Annotated in this window: 20 protein-coding genes, 1 tRNA gene and 1 riboswitch; of the genes, 10 read left to right on the top strand and 11 right to left on the bottom strand. The window is 66.1% G+C overall.

Annotated elements, in window-relative coordinates; genetic code table 11:
* Positions 1-4: 4 nt before the first annotated feature.
* From LIW09_RS01900 to dcm, 3 genes are read right to left on the bottom strand one after another with little or no spacing between them, the layout of a single operon-like run.
* On the bottom strand, positions 5-517 hold the full coding sequence (locus tag LIW09_RS01900) for a type II restriction endonuclease (RefSeq protein WP_256646293.1): 513 nt from the start codon (positions 515-517) through the stop codon (positions 5-7).
* Between the two features lie 48 nt (positions 518-565).
* A complete protein-coding gene (locus tag LIW09_RS01895) occupies positions 566-787 on the bottom strand; it encodes a hypothetical protein (RefSeq protein WP_256646292.1) in 222 nt (73 codons plus the stop codon).
* A 29-nt stretch (positions 788-816) separates the two neighbouring features.
* On the bottom strand, positions 817-2,847 hold the full coding sequence (gene dcm / locus LIW09_RS12660; protein WP_275114554.1) for a DNA (cytosine-5-)-methyltransferase: 2,031 nt from the start codon (positions 2,845-2,847) through the stop codon (positions 817-819).
* 159 nt (positions 2,848-3,006) lie between these two features.
* Between dcm and LIW09_RS01880 the strand changes: the two genes are divergently transcribed.
* Positions 3,007-4,869: an ATP-binding cassette domain-containing protein gene (locus LIW09_RS01880; RefSeq protein WP_256646291.1), complete on the top strand. Its 1,863-nt coding sequence runs from the start codon at positions 3,007-3,009 to the stop codon at positions 4,867-4,869.
* A gap of 37 nt (positions 4,870-4,906) precedes the next feature.
* Positions 4,907-4,983: riboswitch (S-adenosyl-L-homocysteine riboswitch) on the top strand.
* A gap of 28 nt (positions 4,984-5,011) precedes the next feature.
* Positions 5,012-6,472 (top strand): adenosylhomocysteinase, encoded by a 1,461-nt coding sequence (ahcY, locus tag LIW09_RS01875; RefSeq protein WP_256646290.1) that lies wholly within the window; start codon positions 5,012-5,014, stop codon positions 6,470-6,472.
* Positions 6,473-6,546: 74 nt separating this feature from the next.
* Here the strand turns inward: ahcY and LIW09_RS01870 are convergent, their stop codons facing one another.
* Positions 6,547-7,053: an SRPBCC family protein gene (locus tag LIW09_RS01870; protein WP_256646289.1), complete on the bottom strand. Its 507-nt coding sequence runs from the start codon at positions 7,051-7,053 to the stop codon at positions 6,547-6,549.
* Between the two features lie 174 nt (positions 7,054-7,227).
* Here LIW09_RS01870 and metF point away from each other — a divergent pair, with 174 nt between their 5' ends.
* Together metF and LIW09_RS01860 are read left to right on the top strand one after the other, a co-directional pair.
* Positions 7,228-8,049 (top strand): methylenetetrahydrofolate reductase [NAD(P)H], encoded by an 822-nt coding sequence (metF, locus tag LIW09_RS01865; RefSeq protein ID WP_256646288.1) that lies wholly within the window; start codon positions 7,228-7,230, stop codon positions 8,047-8,049.
* Between the two features lie 35 nt (positions 8,050-8,084).
* Complete coding sequence (locus tag LIW09_RS01860; RefSeq protein WP_256646287.1) at positions 8,085-8,612, top strand: hypothetical protein; 528 nt, start codon at positions 8,085-8,087, stop codon at positions 8,610-8,612.
* A 45-nt stretch (positions 8,613-8,657) separates the two neighbouring features.
* Here LIW09_RS01860 and LIW09_RS01855 read toward each other — a convergent pair whose 3' ends face one another.
* From LIW09_RS01855 to LIW09_RS01830, 6 genes are all read right to left on the bottom strand, one after another.
* On the bottom strand, positions 8,658-9,758 hold the full coding sequence (locus tag LIW09_RS01855; RefSeq protein ID WP_256646286.1) for a branched-chain amino acid aminotransferase: 1,101 nt from the start codon (positions 9,756-9,758) through the stop codon (positions 8,658-8,660).
* A gap of 76 nt (positions 9,759-9,834) precedes the next feature.
* Positions 9,835-11,154: a sensor histidine kinase gene (locus LIW09_RS01850; RefSeq protein WP_425507904.1), complete on the bottom strand. Its 1,320-nt coding sequence runs from the start codon at positions 11,152-11,154 to the stop codon at positions 9,835-9,837.
* Positions 11,147-11,830 (bottom strand): response regulator transcription factor, encoded by a 684-nt coding sequence (locus LIW09_RS01845; protein WP_256646284.1) that lies wholly within the window; start codon positions 11,828-11,830, stop codon positions 11,147-11,149. Before LIW09_RS01845 ends, LIW09_RS01850 begins: the two co-directional genes overlap by 8 nt.
* 227 nt (positions 11,831-12,057) lie before the next feature.
* On the bottom strand, positions 12,058-12,972 hold the full coding sequence (gene rimK, locus LIW09_RS01840) for a 30S ribosomal protein S6--L-glutamate ligase (protein WP_256646283.1): 915 nt from the start codon (positions 12,970-12,972) through the stop codon (positions 12,058-12,060).
* Between the two features lie 85 nt (positions 12,973-13,057).
* A tRNA-Gly gene (locus tag LIW09_RS01835) sits at positions 13,058-13,131 on the bottom strand.
* A gap of 72 nt (positions 13,132-13,203) precedes the next feature.
* Positions 13,204-15,135, bottom strand: coding sequence for an autotransporter outer membrane beta-barrel domain-containing protein (locus LIW09_RS01830; RefSeq protein WP_256646282.1), 1,932 nt, complete (start codon positions 15,133-15,135; stop codon positions 13,204-13,206).
* Positions 15,136-15,367: 232 nt separating this feature from the next.
* Between LIW09_RS01830 and trmB the strand changes: the two genes are divergently transcribed.
* Both trmB and LIW09_RS01820 read left to right on the top strand, forming a co-directional pair.
* A complete protein-coding gene (gene trmB / locus LIW09_RS01825) occupies positions 15,368-16,105 on the top strand; it encodes a tRNA (guanosine(46)-N7)-methyltransferase TrmB (protein WP_256646281.1) in 738 nt (245 codons plus the stop codon).
* Positions 16,106-16,193: 88 nt separating this feature from the next.
* Complete coding sequence (locus LIW09_RS01820; protein WP_256646280.1) at positions 16,194-18,032, top strand: SLC13 family permease; 1,839 nt, start codon at positions 16,194-16,196, stop codon at positions 18,030-18,032.
* A gap of 31 nt (positions 18,033-18,063) precedes the next feature.
* On the opposite strand, the gene LIW09_RS01815 is transcribed toward LIW09_RS01820, so the two are convergent.
* Positions 18,064-18,426 (bottom strand): Rieske (2Fe-2S) protein, encoded by a 363-nt coding sequence (locus LIW09_RS01815; RefSeq protein ID WP_425507903.1) that lies wholly within the window; start codon positions 18,424-18,426, stop codon positions 18,064-18,066.
* Between the two features lie 73 nt (positions 18,427-18,499).
* Here LIW09_RS01815 and LIW09_RS01810 point away from each other — a divergent pair, with 73 nt between their 5' ends.
* From LIW09_RS01810 to LIW09_RS01795, 4 genes are all read left to right on the top strand, one after another.
* Positions 18,500-18,793 carry a hypothetical protein gene (locus LIW09_RS01810; RefSeq protein ID WP_256646279.1) on the top strand — a complete coding sequence of 98 codons (294 nt, stop codon included), beginning with the start codon at positions 18,500-18,502 and terminating at the stop codon, positions 18,791-18,793.
* Positions 18,794-19,519, top strand: a complete 726-nt coding sequence (locus LIW09_RS01805) for a fumarylacetoacetate hydrolase family protein (RefSeq protein WP_256646278.1) — start codon at positions 18,794-18,796, stop codon at positions 19,517-19,519.
* A gap of 31 nt (positions 19,520-19,550) precedes the next feature.
* On the top strand, positions 19,551-19,955 hold the full coding sequence (mscL, locus tag LIW09_RS01800) for a large-conductance mechanosensitive channel protein MscL (protein ID WP_256646277.1): 405 nt from the start codon (positions 19,551-19,553) through the stop codon (positions 19,953-19,955).
* 76 nt (positions 19,956-20,031) lie between these two features.
* Complete coding sequence (locus LIW09_RS01795) at positions 20,032-21,432, top strand: M28 family peptidase (protein WP_256646276.1); 1,401 nt, start codon at positions 20,032-20,034, stop codon at positions 21,430-21,432.
* The last annotated feature ends 7 nt before the right edge of the window (positions 21,433-21,439 follow it).

The raw sequence follows: 21,439 nt of genomic DNA, 5'->3' as shown, positions 1-21,439 counted from the left end.
CGGTTCAACGCGCCAGCAACAGTGAAGGCCGGCTGGCACGGATTTCATGATCGAAGAAGTGGCGGAAGGTGATCACCTCGTCCTGCTTCTCGTACACGGCTTCCCTCGATTTCTTGAGAGGCTCCGGCACCACCAGCACGATGTCGTTGCGGGCCATCTCGATGGCCGGCGTGGACACGCGGTCATCCACCGTGGCGAGGAACACGGCGCCGTGCCGGCGCTCCAGTCCCAGCTGCTTCCAGCGCTCGCGCAGGGTGGTCTTGAGCGACAGAATCAACGATTCGGTGCGTCGCGGGTCGTTGAGCGCGGCCACATCCGGCAATACGAAATCCGGGCGACGGGCACCCACCGCGATCTGCGCTTCGTGCAGGACGCGCCCGTCCACAAGCAGGCGCTTGACGTGATGCTCGAACGACAGACCGGCGCGGCTCTTGCGCCGCTGCGCCGCGCTCAGAAACACGGCATCCAGCTTGCCGAAACCACGTACCAGCGCCTCGACCGGATCAACGGCACGCAACAATCGCGATTGGGCGGTGGATTACCAGGCGAATCAATCTCCCGCCGATCAGCGGCGAAACCGACAAACGCCTGGCACAGTGAGCCAATCGACATCGACTCGCTGAATTTCATAATCGTCGGCGTAAGCAAATGCGGCTTCACGCGGCGGCAGGTCGGCGTAACGCAAAGCCACCTCGTCACAAATTCCTGCACCTTGGCGATCAAGATAGAAATGCAACCACAATGCGGCCTCAAACGCTATTAGCCAATTTTCATCAAGCTCAGCCACGGCCTAAACCCACGATTGATTGTTCTGAATTAAGGGGCCGCCATCATTCGCTCACGATGACGTTGGACAAAATTTGTTTCGGGAACGAAGCGTTCCGGCAGTTCGATCTGGCGGCCCGCGATGGTATGAAATATCTCGCGCAAGCACTCATCCTTGCTTTTTTCCAATGCAGGCGACAGTACGATGCGATAATCGTCGGTCAGCGAGAACAAATAGTGATCAAACGCCTTATCGTGCAAGGCCGACAAGCACAAACCATTCCCGGGATGTAGCCGGATTGACGCGTCGTCGCGCCACGGCACGATATGGCTGGCGACTAAAAGCCGCGAATCGGAAATGCCGGTGATGCAACAGCGATTGCGATAACCACTCAATACCGCGCGTCGAAAGAAATGTTGCTTAACGCGCAACTCCACTATCGCTTTGCGTGTTTCACCAGAGAAATCCTGCGCGGCGTCCTCCACCGCATCGACCAATTCTTGATCAGCGGCAGGTTGCGCATGCCGCGCACGCAGCGCCCCTAACAGCGCTTCACATTCGATGGCAAGCCGATCCCAATCGGCATGAAATTCTGTCCATATGTGGCGATCCAGCGACGATGCGTTTCCCAAGCCAACAACACCGCGTGCCTGCATCGCAGGATCAATGCTTGCGATGTTGCAACACTTCATCGCCAACGCACTGGGTGTGCGGCCGATGAGCTTAGCCAACGCAATGACTTTCGGATTACGGCCATGCAGTTGCCCGAACGGCGTTTGACAATAGAAATGAAACGCGAGCTTGGTTTGCTCTTCCGTCCAGTTGCCCTGGCTGGGGAAAGCACCATCGCGCAAATCGAATACGGGCATGCTCGGCTTCTTCGGCAGTCGTTCGACCATGCACTTTGCGACACTCGATACCATCGGCACAACCGGTGACTTCGCAATGAGTTGATACGCCCGCGTATCGCTCACCGGAATCACGAAATCATCCGCGAATCCCATCAAGCGTGCGCATTCGCGCGGGGTCAGTCTGCGCGGTCGCTTTCGCACGCCCTGCGACAGGAGAATTTCCGAACCATCCTTGTAGTAGCGCGCCGACAGCGTGCGCGTCACGCTCTGTGCCGTCACCAGCCCGTAGCCGAAGCCGTTGCCGGCGGCCTTGTGCTTGGCGGCATACGCCTGCAGATAGGCCCACAGCTTCGGCGTGAGCGTGTAGCGCGCGTCCACCTGCGCCTTCGGGCCGATGGTGTAATGGCTTTCCGGCGCCTCGCTGCCGTTCTGCGGATGCAGGATGTCGCCCAGTACCCGGCGCTGCGCGGGAATGCGCACATCCTGCCAATCGAAATCGGTCGGTGCGCGGAAGCCGACGATCAGGATGCGTTCGCGGTGCTGCGGCACCCAGTGGCCGCCGTCCAGCACCTTGCAATGGATGTGATAGCCCAGCTCCTGTTCCAGCACACCGCGAATCACCCGGAAGGTGTTGCCCTTGTCGTGGCTGACCAGATTCTTCACGTTCTCAAGCAGGAACGCGGCCGGCCGCTTCTCCGCGATGATCCGCTGCACGTCGAAGAACAGCGTGCCTTGGGTTTCATCAGCGAAACCGTGCGCACGCCCCAGCGCGTTCTTCTTGGACACGCCGGCAATGCTGAAAGGCTGGCAGGGAAAACCGGCCAGCAGGACGTCGTGATCGGGGATGCCCTTCGCCTTCACCTTGGTGATGTCGCCGGCCATGTGCTCGATGGCGTCGGGGAAATTGGCCAGATAGGTTTTCTGCGCGTAGCTGTCGTATTCGCTGGTGAACACGCATTGGCCGCCCTGCGCCTGAAACGCCGTGCGCAGCCCGCCGATGCCGGCGAACAGGTCGATGAAGCGGAATGCGGCATTGCCGGAGGTTGACCGCTGTTGCTCCTGCGGCAGCAGCAGACGCTGGCGGAGCGCATCCAGCAGATAGGGGGGCGGGTCGGTTTCGCGGGTTTCCCAGCGCCGGACGGTGCGCGCGGTGGTCTGCAGCGCGCGGGCGATTTCGGTCTGGGAATGGTGCCGGCGCAGCGCCAGCAGGTAGGAAATGGGGTCTTCCATGGCGACAAAGTTCTCCGGGTCGGAAAGCGGACATCATGTCCGCTCATCGTCCCAGATCATGAGACTGGACGCCAGTTGCCATTTCGGCAAGCGCCCAATGAAGGCAGCTGATCCCGCCCCCGCAACGGTAATGTCTGGCACTCGACGTAGAATGGCCGCATGCCCCTCCTCCAATTCCAGAACGTCGACTTCAGCGTCGGCGGCCCGCTGCTGCTTGATGACGTGGCGCTGTCCATCGATCCCGGCGAACGCGTCTGCATCGTCGGCCGCAACGGTGCCGGCAAATCCACGCTGATGCGGCTGATGGCCGGGGAGTTGAAACCGGACGACGGCGAAATCCGCATCCAGTCCGGCACAGTCGTCGCGCGAATGGCGCAGGAAGTGCCGCAAGACACCGACGGCAGCGTGTTCGACGTCGTGGCGCAGGGCCTGGGCGATCTTGGCCTGCTGCTGGCGCAGTATCACCACGCCCTGCACGAAGGCGACATGGATGCGATGGCCAACGCGCAAACGGGCATCGAGGCGCGCAACGGCTGGGACATGGATCGTCAGGTGCAGCAGGTGCTGGAGCGCCTGGAGTTGCCGGAAGACACCGATTTCGCCGCGTTGTCCGGTGGCATGAAGCGCCGCGTGTTGCTCGCGCAGGCACTGGTGCGTGCGCCCGACATCCTGCTGCTGGACGAACCAACAAACCATCTGGACATCGAAGCCATCGGCTGGCTGGAAGGCTTCCTCAAATCCTTTGCCGGCAGTCTGGTCTTCGTGACCCACGACCGCAGCTTCCTGCGCGCACTGGCCACCCGCATCGTCGAAATCGACCGTGGCCAGGTCACCAGCTGGCCGGGGGATTACGACAACTACCTGCGTCGCCGCGAAGAGCGCCTGCACGCCGAGGCGATGGAGAACAGCCGCTTCGACAAGCTGCTGGCGCAGGAAGAAGTGTGGATCCGGCAGGGCATCAAGGCCCGCCGAACCCGCAACGAGGGCCGCGTGCGCGCACTGAAGGCGCTGCGCATGGAGCGCGCCGAGCGCCGCGAGCTGACCGGCAAGGTGAAAATGGAAACCGCCGCCGCGCAGACATCGGGGCGCAAGGTCTTCGAGATGAACGGCGTGTCGCAGAGGTTCGGCGACAAGCTCATCCTGCGCGACACCGCCACCACGATCCTGCGCGGTGACCGGGTCGGCATCATCGGGCCCAACGGCTCTGGAAAATCCACCCTGCTGAAACTCCTGCTGGGGGAACTGATCCCCGATTCCGGCACTGTGGAGGTGGGCACCAACCTGCAGATCGCCTATTTCGACCAGCATCGCAGCCAACTGGACGAAACCCGCAATGCGCTGGAAAACGTGGCCGGCGGCAGCGATTTCGTGGAAATCAACGGCAGCCGCAAGCACATCATCGGCTACCTGCAGGACTTCCTGTTCTCGCCCGAGCGCGCACGCGCACCGATCACCCGCCTGTCGGGTGGCGAACGCAATCGCCTGCTGCTGGCGCGGCTGTTTGCGCAGCCCAGCAACCTGCTGGTGATGGACGAACCCACCAACGACCTCGACGTGGAAACACTCGAGTTGCTGGAAGAATTGCTGCTGGACTACAAAGGCACGCTGCTGCTGGTGAGCCACGACCGCGACTTCCTCGACAACGTCGTCACCAGCACGCTGGCGCTGGAAGGCGACGGCCGGCTGGGCGACTACGTGGGCGGCTACAGCGACTGGCTGCGCCAGCGCCCCGCTTCCGGTTCCACATCCGCACAGGCATCCGGCAGCACAGCCAAGCCCCCGGTTAGCCCCCCGGTGCCGGCCAGGCGCAAGCTTGGTTTCAAGGACGCGCGCGAACTGGAGCAGCTGCCCGGACTGATCGAAACGCTGGAAGCAGACGTCGCCACGCGCACCGCAGGCATGCAGGATCCGGCCTTCTACACCCAGGAGACCGCCGCCCGGCAGCGCGCCACGGCGGCGCTGGCCGACGTGCAGGCCAGGCTGGACAAGGCGTATGCCCGCTGGGCGGAACTCGATGGCTGAGCGCATCCGGAGACCGCTGCGCGACGTACACTATGCATTCGCCGAGGGGCGCTGCGATCGTGGGCTGCAAACGCCGCGACCAGGCTCGGCAACGATCAACGGCGCCCGTGACCGCATTCCACCGCACTCACGGAGCATCCGCATGAACGCCACCGCCAAGACTTTTTCGACCGAAGGCGATTACAAGGTCGCCGACATCACCCTGGCCGACTGGGGCCGCAAGGAACTCGACATCGCCGAGCACGAGATGCCCGGGCTGATGTCGATCCGCCGCAAATACGCGCCGCTGGCACCGCTCAAGGGCGTGCGGGTGACCGGCTCGCTGCACATGACCATCCAGACCGCGGTGTTGATCGAGACGCTGAAGGACATCGGCGCCGACGTGCGCTGGGCATCCTGCAACATCTTCAGCACCCAGGACCACGCCGCCGCCGCGATTGCCGCCACCGGCACGCCGGTGTTCGCGTGGAAGGGCGAATCGCTGGAGGACTACTGGGACTGCACGCTGGAGGCCCTGAGCTTCCCCGATGGCAAGGGCGGCTTTCTCGGCCCGCAGCTGGTGGTGGATGACGGCGGCGACGTCACCCTGCTGATCCACAAGGGTTACGAGCTGGAGCAGGGCGACGACAGCTGGGTGAATTCGGCCTCCGGCAGCCACGAGGAGCAGGTCATCAAGAACCTGCTCAAGCGCGTGGCGAGGGAGCGCCCCGGCTACTGGACGCAGGTCGTGGCCGGCTGGAAGGGCGTCTCCGAGGAGACCACCACCGGCGTGCACCGCCTGTACCAACTGGCCGAGGCGAAGAAGCTGCTGGTACCCGCGATCAACGTCAACGACTCGGTCACCAAGAGCAAGTTCGACAACCTGTACGGCTGCCGCGAATCGCTGGCCGACGGCCTCAAGCGTGCAATGGACGTGATGCTGGCCGGCAAGGTGGCGGTGGTCTGCGGCTACGGCGACGTCGGCAAGGGCAGCGCGCATTCGCTGCGCGCGTATGGCGCGCGCGTGGTGGTGACCGAAATCGACCCGATCTGCGCGCTGCAGGCGGCGATGGAGGGCTTCGAGGTCAATACCGTCGAGAGCACGCTGGGCCGGGCCGACATCTATGTCACCACCACCGGCAACAAGGACATCATCCGCCTGGAGCACATGCAGGCGATGAAGGACCAGGCTATCGTCTGCAACATCGGCCACTTCGACAACGAGATCCAGATCGACGCGCTCAACGGCAGCGCCGCGGTGCGCACCAACATCAAGCCACAGGTCGACAAGTACACCTTCCCGGCCCCTGATGGGAGCGCCGGCAACAGCATCTTCCTGCTGGCCGAAGGCCGCCTGGTGAATTTGGGCTGCGCCACCGGCCACCCCAGCTTCGTGATGAGCAACAGCTTCTCCAACCAGACGCTGGCGCAGATCGACCTGTGGGCCAACAAGGACCACTACGCAGCCAAGGTCTATATCCTGCCGAAGAAGCTGGACGAGGAAGTGGCGCGCCTGCACCTGGACAAGATCGGCGTGAAGCTGACCACGCTGACGCCGGAACAGGCGGGCTATCTGGGCGTGCCGGTGGACGGGCCGTACAAGCCGGAACACTACCGCTACTGAGCGTTTGCAGCACCGTACACGCGACGACGGGCACCGCGAGGTGCCCGTCATCATGCACGCCACGAATTCCGGAATCAGCCCAGTGCCGCGACTTGTTCGCCGTAGGCCTTGCGTGCCTGCACGTACAGATCGAACGGGAACTTGATCGACACGCCTTCAAGCGCCGCCGCCAGCATTTCCAGATGCCCTTCGAAGCCGGCGCAGGCCTTGGCGGGATCTTCGCCCTGCGGAACATGCACGCCAAGCAGCAGCGTCGTGGTGCCGTCACCCGCGCGCAACTCCCAGCGCAGCGGCCGTTGCGGCTGCTGGCCACTGCTCCACGAATACTCCAGCACGCGGCCCGGCTCGAACGCGGTCACGACGCTGTCGATGACGATGCCGCTGTCGGCGAAATCGATCCGCACCGCGCCGCCCTGGCGCTGTTCCACATGGCCAGCCGCCAGCCACTGCGCCATCAATGCCGGCTCGGTGAGCATGGCCCAGACCGCGCTTGCCGGATGCGCGAACTCGCGCGCCAACCGCCCGTCATGGCCATTGCCGACCCGCACGATCTGCCCCGAAAGACCACTGTCCTGAACCATGCAATTCTCCACGCTGGACGATGGCACCAGTGTCGGCGACCGCCGGGGCTGACGCCTTGATGCGCGTCATCTGCACGGGCATCCGGCCGTGCTCGCCAGTCCAGACAGACATATATCGCTTTATCGCGAGATAGCGATATATACTCGGCAGCACCCGTCCAACGGCCAGCCGCGATGCTTCCAATCAGCTTCGAGTTCTACCCGCCCAAGACCGACGAGCAGCGTGCCCAGCTGGACCGCACGGTGCGCAAGTTCAAGACCTACGCGCCGCAGTTCATGTCGGTGACCTTCGGCGCTGGCGGCTCCACCCTCAGCCACACGCCGGAAACCGTGCAGTGGCTGCGCCGCGAACACGGCGTGGCCGGCGTGCCGCACCTGACCTGCGTGGGCGGCAGTCGCGAGGAAATCCGCACGCTGCTCACGCAATACCGCGCCCTGGGCTGCGACCGCATCGTCGCGCTGCGCGGCGACCTGCCCTCGGGCATGGCGCGCAGCGGCGACCTGCGCTACGCCAGCGAACTGGTGGCGCTGATCCGCGACCAGCACGGCGATCATTTCCACATCGAAGTCGGCGCCTACCCGGAAACGCATCCGCAGGCGGATGATGCGCATGCCGACCTGCGCCACTTCAAGGCCAAGGTGGATGCCGGCGCCAGCAGTGCGATCACCCAGTATTTCTACAATGCGGACGCCTACTTCCGCTTCGTCGAAGACGCGCGCGCACTGGGCATCGACATCCCCATCGTGCCCGGCGTGATGCCGATTTCCAACTTCAGCCAGTTGCGCCGCTTTTCCGATGCCTGCGGCGCGGAGATCCCGCGCTGGATCGGCCAGCGCATGCGCGCGCACGGCGACGATGTGGACGCGGTGCGCGAATTCGCCGCCGACGTCGTTGCCGGGCTCTGCCGGCGATTGATTGCGGGCGGCGCACCCGCGCTGCATTTCTACACCTTGAATCTGGCGAAGCCGGCACAGGCCATCCTGCAACGGCTGTGAACCGGCGCCGGCGGGCATGCGTGTACGCTTCGCGCATGCCACGCCTGCCTGCCCTGCTGCTGATTGCGTTTGCGCTTGCGCTGCTGCCGCCCCGCGTTGCACTGGCGCAGGTGCGGCAATGCACGGCCGCGGATGGCAGCCGTCTTTACACCGATCGCAAATGCGAAGACCTCGGCGCCAGCGAATTCCATGCGCCACCTGCAGCCTCCACCGGGTCCACCGCCGGCCGGCGGATGACCTGTGCCCGCAGCGTGCAGGATCTGGCATATGCACTGGAAAGCGCCGCCGGCTCCGGCGATGCCAATCGCATCGCCGCGCTGTATGACTGGGCCGGCATGGGCAGCAGCACTGCCAACCGCATCATGGATCGACTGCAGGCGGCTGCCGCGCGCGCCACGGTAGGCGTGCAAACCACCCAGGCCGGCGCCTCCGCCGACGCTCCCAACGCCGGCGGGCAGCTGATTGGCCTGCGCCTGGAACAAGTGGACGCCAACGGCCATACGCCCGCGCACATCAACTTCGGGATACGCCGAAGGATGGGCTGTTTGTGGGTGCATCTATGAGGCGCACCCCGGCAGAACCCTGCGTTGCCGGCAGTCCCGCAGCGGCTAGGCCAGCTTCACCATCCAGCCGTGGCGGTCGGGCATGCGACCGTACTGGATATCGGTCAATTCCCGGCGGAGCGCCATGGTGACCTCGCCGGCCGGTGCGTTGATGTCGCCAACGGCGAAGTCCTTGCCCTTCAACGCGCCGATCGGGGTGACCACCGCGGCGGTACCACAGGCGAACACCTCGGTGATCTCGCCCGATGCCACGCCGCTTTTCCACTCGTCGATGGACACCTTGCGCTCTTCGACCGTCATGCCGCGGTCACGCGCCAGCTGCAGGATGCTGGCGCGGGTGATGCCCTCCAGGATGCTGCCGGACAGCGCCGGGGTAACGATGCGGCCGTCCCGGCAGACCAGGAACACGTTCATGCCGCCCAGTTCCTCGATGTACTTGCCTTCGACCGGATCGAGAAACAACACCTGCGAGCAACCCTGCGCATAGGCGTCCTGCTGCGGCAGCAACGACGCCGCGTAATTGCCGCCACACTTGGCAGCGCCGGTGCCGCCCTTGGCCGCACGCGCGAAATCCTCCGACAACCAGATCGACACCGGAGCCACGCCCTTGGCGAAGTAGGCGCCAGCCGGGCTGGCGATGACGTAATACGCTGCCCCTTGTGCAGGGCGCACGCCAAGGAAGGCCTCGGTGGCGATCATGAAGGGGCGGAAATACAGGCTGCTTTCCGGGGCAGACGGCACCCAGGCGTGGTCGACCGCGACCAGCTGGCGCAGCGATTCGGTGAACTCGGCCACTGGCAGCTGCGGCAGCGCAAGCCGCGCGGCGGAGCGCTGCAGGCGCGCACCGTTGGCATCGGGACGGAAGGTCCAGATCGAGCCGTCGGCATGCCGATAGGCCTTGATGCCTTCGAAGATTTCCTGCCCGTAATGCAGCACCGCCGCAGCCGGATCCAGCGCCAGCGGGCCGTAGGCGCAGACCTGCGCATCGTGCCAGCCGGTCGCCTTGTCCCACTGGATGGCGACCATGTGGTCGGTGAAATGCTTGCCGAAGCCGAGTTCACCGGCAAGGATCGCCGCCCGCTGGTCGGCGCTGCGGGGGTGATCGGAAAGGGCGACCCGGTAGGCCAGCGATGCGGCAGCGTTCATGCAGGAATCCTTGGGAAAAACGGCGCGGCCATTATCGCATCATGGCGAAATGGACGCGCCTGCAGCCTGCTGTCGGCTAGTGCGTGAAACGCAGCGTGGCCACCACGCCCTTCGCCTCGCCCGGCCGCACCTGCACGTCCCAGCCATACAGGGCACACAAGCGGCGCACGATCGACAGGCCAATCCCGCCGCCCTGCGAATGCCCGGCATGGGTGCCGCGGTAGCCACGGGTGAACAGCTTGGCGGCATCTTCGGCGCTGAGGCCCGGGCCGGAATCGATCACCTCCACCGCGTCGGCATGCACGCGCACCACCACCTCGCCGGCGGGCGTGTACTTCACCGCGTTGCCGATGAGATTGCCCAACGCCACCGCCATCGCCGACTCCGGCACATCCAGCAGCACGCTGCCGGCACCCTCCAGGCGCAGCTCCACGGGCTTGCCACCAAGCTGCGCGCGATGGCTGTCCAGCTGCTGCTGCGCGACCTTGGTCACGTCGCATTGGCCGACTGCGCGCTCGTTTCGCGACAGCAGCAGCAGCGCGCCGATCAGGTCGGTGCACTGCTGCTCGGCGCGCTGGATGCGCGACAGCCGGGTGCGGGTGCGGTCATCGATGTCGGGGCGCGTCAACAGGAGCTCCACCGCGCCGCGGATCACCGCCAGCGGCGTGCGCAACTCGTGGCTGACGTCGGCGTTGAACTCGCGATCCCGCTGCACGACATCGGTCAGCCGGCCGGCGTAGTCGTCCAGCGCCTTGGCCAGTTCGCCCACTTCATCCTCGGCGAAGTTCGGCGCCAGCGCCTCGGGATCGGAGCTGTTGCCGGAACGCCGCAGGCGCTGCGCAAGATCGGACACCGGCGCCATCACCTTGGACGCCGACCACCAGCCCAGCAGCAGGGCGAACACGCTGAACGCAAGCACGGCGCCCAGCAGCCAGCGCGCCAGCAGATCGGACGTGGCCGCGGCATCGGTGACGTTGTAACGCACCAGGCTGGTGAACGGCTTGCCGTTCTGGCTCAGCCCCCGGCGCACCGCCACCTTGTAAACCTGCATCACGCCGTTCGCATCGGTCTCGCGGATTTCGTGCACGCCCTGCTTCAAGTCCCGATAAAGCGGATTGATCTTGTAGGCATTGGCATCGCTGAAGGTACGCGCATCGAACATCAGGAAATACGGCTGCCGGTCCGGGCTCACCTCGACCTGCTGCACCAGGCTTGCAACTTCGCGCTGCAGCGTTTTTTCGATCAGCTGGTTCTCCAGCCGGTTGCGCAGTTGCACCATGGCCAGCGCGAACAGCGCGGTCAGGCCGAACCCCAGCAGGGCGAACGACACGATGATGCGGGTGCGCAGCCGACGCCTGCCGGGCCGCGCAGGACGCTGCACGGGCGGCTCAGCCATTGACGTCCGGAACGGCGATGCGATAGCCGATGCCATGCCGGGTCTGGATCATGGCCGTTTCGAAAGGCTTGTCCAGCAACGCGCGCAGGCCGTGGATATGCACGCGCAGGGAATCGGAATCGGGCAACTCCTCGCCCCAGACCCGGCTTTCCAGTTCCTGCCGGGTCACCACCGCCGGCGACGCCTCCATCAGCGCCTGCAAGATCTTCAGCGCGGTCGGGTTGAGCTGGATGGAGCGACCCTCGCGATGCACTTCCAGCGTATCCAGGTTGAACTCCAGCTCGCCCACGTTCAGTACCCGCGCCGGCAGGCCACGGCCGCGCCGGGCCAGCGCATTCAGGCGCACGTTCACTTCCTGCAGCGCGAACGGCTTGATCAGGTAGTCGTCCGCGCCGGAATCAAAGCCTGCCAGCTTGTTGTCCAGCGAATCACGCGCGGTCAGGATCAACACCGGCGTCTGCTTGCGTGCCTCCACGCGCAGCTTGCGGCACACCTCCAACCCGTCCATGCCGGGCAGGTTGAGGTCCAGCACGATCGCATCGAACTCGTGCACCACCGCCAGATGCAACCCGGTGATGCCATCGGCCGCGAAGTCCACGGTGTGCCCGCATTCCTCCAGATAGTCGCCCAGGTTGGCGGCGATGTCGGCGTTGTCTTCGATGACCAGGATGCGCATGCGTTGTTTCCAGTTGGGCGACTTCGACTTGCTATGACCGGCCCGCCCGCCACCGGTTCCGTGATTCTTGCACAGCCGGCTTGCCCGGAGCCTGGCGCGATTGCACGACGCGCAGACAAACGAAGGCCCGGGCGGAGGGTCGCCCGGGCCGAAAGTCACTTGCGCCCTGCATGCCCGGCTGTGGGGGAAGTACAGCGGGGCATGCACGGATCTTGAACGCCCGGCAATTAAGAATCCGTCAAATCATCGTTGCGCTTGCGTTGCTTCAACGCACTTTGCATCGCCACATGCGCAATCACCGCACCGGCCACGTCGATGTCGGTCGCCGCTTCGATGCCTTCCAGCCCCGGTGACGAATTGACTTCCAGCACCAGCGGGCCGCGTGCGCTGCGGATGAGATCCACGCCGGCCACGCCCAGCCCGAGGATCTGCGCCGCGCGCACCGCCGTGGCGGCTTCCGCGCGGGTTGGGCGCACTGGCCTGGCGATCCCGCCCCGGTGCAGGTTGGAACGGAAATCGCCTTTCGGCGCCTGCCGTCGCATCGCCGCCACCACCTGGTCACCCACCACGAAGCAGCGCAGGTCGGCGCCCTTGGCTTCGGCGATGAACTCCTGCACCAGGAACGTGGCGTAGAGCCCACGCAAGGTCTCGATGGTCGCCCGCGACGCCGACGGTTTTTCGGTCAGCATCACGCCGGCGCCCTGGGTGCCTTCGTTGAGCTTGATCACGTGCGGCGGCGGCCCCAGCAGCGCCAGCAGGTCGCCGGTATCGTCAGGGTTGTCGCCAAACACCGTCACTGGCAGGCCGATGCCCTCGGCAGCCAGCACCTGGTGGCAGCGCAGCTTGTCGCGCGCGCGCGCGATCGCGGCGGCGCTGTTGGGGGTGGCGGTCCCCATCAACTCGAACTGGCGCAGCACCGCGCAGCCATAGCGGGTGATCGAGGCACCGATGCGCGGCACCACGGCGGCATAGTCGGCGATGGGCTTGCCCTTGTAGCGCATGTCGAACCCATCGCTGCTGATCCGCATGTAGCAACGCAGGGGATCCAGCACACGCACGCTGTGCCCGCGTTCACGGGCGGCCTCGACCAGCCGGCGCGTTGAGTACAGCTTGCTGTTGCGAGACAGGATGGCGAGCTTCATCTGGTACCCGTGACCAAAGGCTGCTGAAGGGATCCAACAGAAAAGGCGGCACCCGACCGGATGCCGCCTTTCTGCGATTTCAATCTGGAGCGGGTGATGGGAATCGAACCCACGCTAGCAGCTTGGGAAGCTGCAGTTCTACCATTGAACTACACCCGCAGCGGCGACCAGTTTATGCCGCCGATGGAACCTGCCGCAACGGGTGCACGCAGCCCCCCGTTGCGGCCTGCGTCAGAACGCGCCGCCCACGGTCACGAAGAAGCTGGCGTTGCTGCCGCCCTTCTGGCCCACGGTGACGTTGCTGCCGGTAGTCACGTCGAGCCCGAACAGCTGGCTGCGCACGCCGAACGACAGGGTGCCGTAGGTGTCATCGAACGCCAGACCCGGCACCGCGTAGGGCAAGGTGCCCGGCATCGACTGCGACTGCGCCCATGCCTGCGCCGGCGCATCCTTGAACTCGCGGTCCCAGGTCAGCTGGGCATAGGGCTTCAGGTGCTCGTTGATGGTGTAGCTGGCCTGCCAGCCGGCGCTGCCGATCAACGACTTGAGATCCTGCTTGGGATAGGCCAGCGCGCTGGACTGCGTGCTGTTCTCGGCATAGCCATCGACGCTGATGTCCTGCCACAGGAACGACAGCACCGGACCGTGCTGCCAGTTGCCATGCTTGAACGCCCACCCGGCGCTGGCGCCAGCGCTGAGGTTGTCGCCGTCCGGCGAGCCACTGTGGACGCGGGTGGCCTGGCCGAGGGTGACCTGACGGTCCACCTTGTAGGCCAGCTTGGTCCAGCTCAGCTGGCCGTTTGCCCACAGGCCATCGCTGGTCCAGCCGATGAAGCCGCCGATACTGGCATCGGTCTGCCGGAAATCACCGCGATCAAACCCGAAATCGATGTCCTGCCGCCCGTAACCGGCGAACGCGCCGTACATCAGGTTGCCGCTGCGCCAGCCGATTCCGAACGAACCGGTGCCGCCCATGCCGTCAAAACCGATCGAGTTGTTGAAGCGCTGCTGGTCGCCGCGCAGGTCGGCCCACCACTGCATGCCGTCGCCTTCTTTCATCGCCATGCTGGAGACGACGCTGTCCACCATGACCGCGCGCGAACGCCCGACCATTGCCGCCGAATGCGGCAGCACCGCGATCTGGCGCGGGCCCTCGATCATCGCAATCGACAGGTCGGCCAGCGCCTTGTGCGCACCCGAGGTGGGATGCACGCCATCGGCGAACAGATACGAATCCGCGCCGCCCGGCACCGTGGACAGCGGGTTGCAGAACAGCGAGGAGTCGCCGGCCGGAGGCGGCTGGGTCAGGCAAGCCTGGCCGGTGACGTTGGACAGCCCGAACGCGGTGGGATTGGCCACCACTTCCTGCAGGAAGTGGTAGGTATCCACCGGAATCACGTGCAGGCCGGCCGTTGCCAAACCGGCATACAGCGCGTTGTTGTAGCCCGACGACAGTGCCGTGCCCAGCGCCTTGCCCGGGGCGCCGCCTGCGGCCGCCGACGGGGTCAGCCCGATGTCCGGGATGGTGGGCACCAGAATGTAACGCGCGCCCGCCTGGGTCATCGCGCTGATCAACCCCACCTGACCGGCAACCGCCGGGCCAATGATCGCGTTCGCGGCGGCATCGCCGGCAGCGGCGGCCTGGGTGGGCGTGCCGGCGCCCATCAGCACGCCGATGTAGGCGTTCTGGTAGGCGGTGGTGGCGGCAAAGATGTCATTGGCACCACCCAGCACCGTGTACAGCGCGCCGGGATCCACCGTGTTGCCGGCGGCCAGATACGCGTGGTACTGGCTGACCAGCGACGGCGTGTAGCCCAGCCCGCCGACGGTGTCGATGCTGACGCGCGCACCGCCCACCGCCCAGTTGTTGCCGGCGGCCGGCGTCGGCGTTGCGCCGGTGGCCGTCCACGCCACGTCGGCGTTGCTATGGAAGTAGTCGGCCATGTATTGCGACCACACATAGCCGGGGTTGGTGGTGAACTGGCCCGTCACTGCCTGCGCCGACGGCGGCAGCAGCGGGCGGAAAAAGCCGCCATCGGTCAGGCTGTCGCCGAAGAACACGGTTTTGGTGAACGGCGAGTCCGGCGACGACTGCGCGAACGCGGGCATTGCGGCAACGGCCAGTGCGGCAGCCAGAACAGTCCGGCGGAGCAGGGTTTTCATGGGCATCCTCAGCATGAGATTAGGGGGGTGGTTCCAGCAGACCCGGCGCTCGCAGGGTCGGTCCATTTCGACATACGCCTGCGAATGGCGCGCATCGTTTCATGAAATCATAACGCTCTCACGCTGCGCTGCATCACGACACCCACTTCCGGCGACAATACGCGTCCGACGACTCCCCTGATTGCACCGGCGGCCCTTCCCCGAGCACCGCCCACTGCGCGAGGCCACCCGTTTGACCGACCCCTTCAGCAGCGCCGGCGCAAAAACGCCGCCCAAACCCTTCACCGTGACCGACGGCGTGCGCAAGGTGCGCAGCTTCGTGCTGCGCCAGGGCCGCTTCACCGACGCCCAGCAGCGCGCGTTCGACGAGGTGTGGCCGCGTTTTGGCCTGGACTACCGCGGGCTGCCGCGCGATTTTGACGCCAGCTTCGGCCGCCAAGCCAGGCGCATCCTGGAAATCGGCTTCGGCAATGGCGAGGCGCTGCGCTTTTCGGCGCAGCTCGATCCGGCCCGCGACCATATCGGCATCGAGGTGCATGCGCCCGGCGTGGGCCGCCTGCTGAACGCGCTGGCGCACGACGAGGCACGCAATGTGCGGCTCTACCATCACGACGCGGTGGAAGTGCTGGCGCATGAGATCGCCGATGCCGCGCTGGACGAAATCCGCATTTACTTCCCCGATCCCTGGCACAAGAAGCGGCACCACAAGCGACGCCTGGTGAATCCCGACTTCGCGGCGCTGCTGGCACGCAAACTGGCCCATGGCGGGCGCCTGCATTTGGCGACCGATTGGCAGGACTATGCCGAGCAGATGTGGGAGGTGCTGGATGCGACCGCCGGCCTCGCCAATGTTGCCGGCCCACGCGGCTCCGTGCCGCGCCCTGCCTGGCGGCCCCAGACGCATTTCGAAACGCGTGGGCAGGCTCTTGGCCACGGCGTTTGGGATCTGCTGTACGACAGGACGGGATAGCATGGTCGGTAATTCGCTATAAGGGCAGGCGTCATCGACGTTCCGCCCCCCACCCAGAACCCCGCTTGCCGAGTCCCGCAGCCCACTGATGGACACCACCCTCACCCTCACCAACGACATGCAGCTGGTGTTGGGCCTGGTGGCGTTCACCATGGTGATGTTCCTGTTCGAGCGCATCCGCGCCGACGTGGTGTCGCTGGTGGTGCTGGTCGCACTGGGGCTGACCGGGCTGGTGGCCCCGGAAGATCTGTTCGGCGGCTTTTCTTCCGACGCGGTGATGAACGTCATCGCCACCATGATCCTTGGCGCGGGGCTGGACCGCACCGGTGCGCTCAATCGTCTCGCCAGCTGGCTGCTGCGGCGCGCGCACGGGGTGGAACAGCGGCTGCTGCTGTTTGCATCGGCCGTGGCCGGCCTGAACTCGGCGATCATCCAGAACACCTCGGCGACCGCCCTGTATCTGCCGGTTGCTTCGCGCCTCACCGCACGCACCGGGATCAGCCTGTCGCGGCTGCTGATGCCGATGTCGGCGGCGATCATCATGGGCGGCAGCCTGACCATGGTCGGCAACTCGCCGCTGATCCTGCTCAACGACCTGCTGGTCTCGGCGAACGCCAACATGCCCTCCGGCGCGGCTTCGCTGCAGCCGCTGAAGATGTTCGCCCCGCTGCCGATCGGGCTGGTGTTGCTGGCCGCCTCGCTGGCGTATTTCCACTTCTTCGGCAAACGCGTGCTGCGCGAAGGCGGCGACGACGCCGTCACCCCGGCGCGCACCCAGAGTTATTTCGCCCGCGCCTACGGCATCGACGGCGACATCCACGAACTCACCGTCACCGCCGACAGCCCGCTGGTCGGCATGAGCGTTGGCGATGCCGAGTCGCAGGTCGGCGCGCCGCTGCTGCTGGCGCTGCAAACCGGCAACGAATCACGGCTGGCGCCGCCGGGGGACACCCGCATCTGGGTGGGCAGCGTGCTGGGCGTGATGGGCGAACGCCAGGAGATCGCCGATTTCGCGCAGAAAAACTTCCTGCGCGACGGCCTGCGCCTGCGCGCGTTCGCGGACCTGTTCAACCCCAGCCGCGCAGGCATTTCCGAAGCCGTGGTACCGCCCAACTCCTCTTTCATCGGCAAGCCACAGGCGCAGCTGCGCCTGCGCAAACAGTTCGGGCTCAGCCTGCTGGCGATCAACCGCGACGCGCAGGTGTTGCGCGAGGACGTGCGCAACATCGCCATCCGCGCCGGCGACATGCTGGTGCTGCACAGCATCTGGACCGACCTGGCGGATGCGGCGAAGAGCCGGGATTTCGTGGTCGTCACCGACTATCCGAAGGGCGAACAGCGCCCGCACAAGTTCAAGATCGCGATGGCCATTTTCGCGATCAGCATGCTGCTGGCACTGTCCTCGCGCATCCCCACCTCCATCGCGCTGATGACCGGCGTGGCCGGCATGCTGGTGACCGGCGTGCTGAAGATGGACGAGGCCTACGCGGCGATCAACTGGAAAACCGTGTTCCTGATGGCCTGCCTGATCCCGCTGGGCTGGGCGATGGATTCCAGCGGCGCGGCGGCCTGGGTGGCCGGGCACAGCATCGACCGCCTGCCGCAGGGGATGCCGCCGTGGCTCATCGAACTGGCATTGGCCCTGTTCACCACTGCATTTTCGATGGTCATCAGCCACGTGGGCGCGACCATCGTGATGGTGCCGCTGGCAATCAACCTGGCGCTGGCGGTGGGCGGCAACCCCACCGCGTTCGCATTGATCGTGGCGCTGTCGGCGTCCAACAACTTCATCACCGCATCCAACCCGTCGGTGTCGATGATCACCGGCCCGGCCGGCTATGGCGTGCGCGACATGTGGCGCTCGGGCGGGCCGCTCACGCTGATCTACACCACGATCATCGTGACCATGATCAACCTGCTCTACTGAGGCGATGCCCGGCCCGGGCCCTGGGCCAGGGCTAACGCGGCCCGGCCACGTACACCGCGGCATCGCGCACGTCCACCGCGACTTCGCGCAGGCAGTCGCCGCGACACGGCCCGGCGACGCAGCCGCCGCCGGCCAAATCGAAAGTGGCGCCATGCGCCGCGCAGATCAGGCGCCCCTGCTTGTCGCGCAGAAACTTGCCAGGCGCCCAGTCCAGCCGCCGCCCGGCGTGCGGGCAGACGTTGAACCAGGCACGCACCCCGCCTGCGGCATCCCGGTACAGGATCAATGACTCGGGCTCGCCATCCACGCAGGCGTCCAGCGCATGCAGGCTGTCCGGCGGCAGCGCGTCCAGCGTCGCAAGCACCGCTCCCTCGCCATTTAACGAACTGCTCACATCTGCCCCGGACGATCTGCCGATACTTCGACCCATTGTGTCACGGCCCCCGCGCCACAGGATTCATACCACGATGTCGCGTTCCCAGTATTCCCGCCTGTACCGCTTCCGCTCCGCCCTGTTCAGTGCCCCGCGCCGCCCGCGCCGCCCGCGCCACCCGCTGCTGCGTCTCGCGCTGGGCGTGGTCGGCATCGGCCTGCTGCTGGCCTTGCTGTTCGTCGGCGTGTTCGTCGGCGCGGCCATGCTGGCCGGTGGCCTGCTGTGGCGACTGTGGGCGCGGCGCAACACGCCAGTGGTTGCGCGCAATCGCGATATCAACGGCGACTTCCGCGTGGTCGGCAAGGCGCAACTGCCAATGGCGCACTGAATGGACCTGATTCCCGCCACCTCCGCGCCGCGCATTCCCGTGCGTGACCGCAACGGCCTGGCGCTTGGCGATTTCCCGGTCCGGCGCATCTACTGCGTGGGCCGCAACTTCGCCGACCACGCGCGTGAAATGGGCGCCGCGGTGCCGGCCTCGCTGGCTGAGCGCGGCAGCCCGGTGTTCTTCATGAAACCCGCCGATGCCGTGGTGATCGATGGCGTGGTGCCATATCCGCCCGGCACCGCCGATCTGCATCACGAGGTGGAGCTGGTGGTGGCGCTGGGCCGCGATGCGCCGGCCGGCGTGCTGCCGGTGGACGCGGCCGATACGCTGGTCTTCGGCTACGGCGTGGGCCTGGACTTGACGCGTCGCGATCTGCAGGCCGCGGCCAAGGCCAAGGGCCTGCCCTGGGACACCGGCAAGGGGTTCGACTGTTCCGCCCCGATCAGCACGCTGCTGCCGGCGGCACGGATCGGCCCGCTCGATCACCTGCCGATTTCGCTGGAGGTCAACGGCGCACGCCGTCAGTCATCGACGCTCGACCAACTGATCTGGAACGTGCCGGAGATCCTGCACGAGCTGTCCAAGCTGTACGCGCTGCGCGCAGGCGACCTGGTCTTCATGGGAACACCTGCCGGCGTGGCGGCGCTGTTGCCCGGCGATACCTTCCATGCGCGCCTGGGCGATGCGCTGGAATTGCGCGGCCAGATTGCGCCGGCCGCGGTGTAAGGTTGCCGTCTCGGTTGAACGGGAGTCCCTGATGGGCATGACGAGTGAATTCAAGCAGTTCGCGATGCGCGGCAACGTGATCGATCTCGCCGTGGGCGTGGTGATCGGCGGCGCGTTCGGCAAGATCGTCTCCGCGCTGGTGGACAAGGTGATCATGCCGCCCATCGGTCTGCTGGTCGGCGGCGTGGATTTTTCGAAACTCGCCATCACCTTGAAGGCCGCCACGGTGGATGCCGCCGGCAAGGAAGTCCCGGCGGTGGTGCTGGCCTACGGCGAGTTCATCAACGCCATCATCCAGTTCGCGATCGTGGCGTTTGCCATCTTCATGGTGGTCAAAATGATCAACAAGCTGCACAAGCCACCGGAGGTCGCACCTGCCGCAACGCCGGAAGACATCCTGCTGCTGCGCGAGATTCGCGATTCGCTGAAGAAGTAAGCAGCGACTTCCGGCACAGGCGCAGCGGGGGCCGCGAGCCATAGACTCGCGGCTTTCCCGTCTCTGGAGCCTGCCGATGCGCGCCACCGCTCTTGCCGTCGCCCTCGCCCTGCTGGTCGCCGCACCGCTGCAGGCTGCGCAACCGACCCGCATCGACCAGCCATCGCTGGATCGCGCTGCCGCCCTGCGCACGCAGGCGCTGGCCGACCCCACCGCCTGGCAGGTGCTCGAATCGCTGACCACCGAAGTCGGCCCGCGCATGGCCGGCAGCGAGGCCGACGCGCGTGCAGTGGAATGGGCCCGCGCCAAGTTCAAGGCCCTCGGCTATGACAGGGTCTGGACCGAGCCGGTCACCTTCCCGAAATGGGAGCGCCGCAGCGAAGCCGCGCGCGTCCTCGGCGCGCACGCACAGCCCCTGCGCGTGACGGCCCTGGGCGGCAGCCCCGCCGGCACCGTGGAAGGCGAAGTGGTTCGCTTCGCCGATCTCGCCGCGCTGCAGGCCGCGCCGGACGGCTCGCTGGCCGGCAAGATCGCCTTCGTGGACTATCCCATGCAGGCACGCGCCGACGGCAGCGACTACCGCAACGGCGGCGGCATTCGCTGGGCCGGCCCGTCGCTGGCCGTGCACAAGGGTGCCATCGGCTTTTTGATGCGGTCGGCCGGAACCGACACCTCGCGTGCGGCGCATACCGGCGGCACCCGCTTCGAGGAAGGCCTGAAGCCGATCCCCGCGGCCGCGCTGTCCACCATCGATGCGGCGCAATTGGCACGCCTGGCCGCGCTGGGCCCGACCCGCGTGCAGTTGGCGCTGGACTGCGGCTGGGATGGTCAATACACCTCGCAAAACGTGATCGGCGAGATCACCGGCAGCAAGCGCCCGCAAGAGATCGTGCTGATCGGCGGACACCTGGATTCATGGGACCTGGGCACCGGCGCGATCGACGACGGCGCGGGGATTGCCATCACCATGGCCACCGGCGCCCTGCTCAAACCGCTCAAGCCGGCGCGCAGCATTCGCGTGGTTGCCTTTGCCAACGAAGAACAGGGCTTGTGGGGCGGTCGCGCCTACATGCAGAAACATGCCGGTGACGTGGGCAAACACATCATTGCGGTGGAAAGCGACTTCGGCGCGGATCACATCTACGGCTTCGATTCCAGCGCGCGCGATCTGCAGCCCGCCGCACTGGCGCAAATCCAGCAGGTGTTGGCGCCGCTGGGCATCAGCTGGATGCCCGGCAAGGGCGAGCCGGAATCCGACATCGGCCCGCTGACCGAGCGCGGCATGGCCTGGGCCTGGCTGGGCCACGACGGCACCCGCTACTTCGACCTGCACCACAACGCCGAAGACACGCTGGACAAGATCAACCCGCAGTCGCTGGCCCAGAACACCGCCGCCTATGCGGTGTTCACCTGGCTGGCGGCGCAGGCCGACGGCGATTTTGGCAGCGCGCCCAAGCCACCCAGCGCCGGCAAATAAGCGGAAC

Origin of the sequence: Thermomonas paludicola (assembly GCF_024498955.1) — a bacterium.
GTDB lineage: Bacteria > Pseudomonadota > Gammaproteobacteria > Xanthomonadales > Xanthomonadaceae > Thermomonas > Thermomonas paludicola.
The sequence above is the reverse complement of the archived record's forward strand: the minus strand, read 5'-3'. Positions and strand labels throughout refer to the sequence as shown.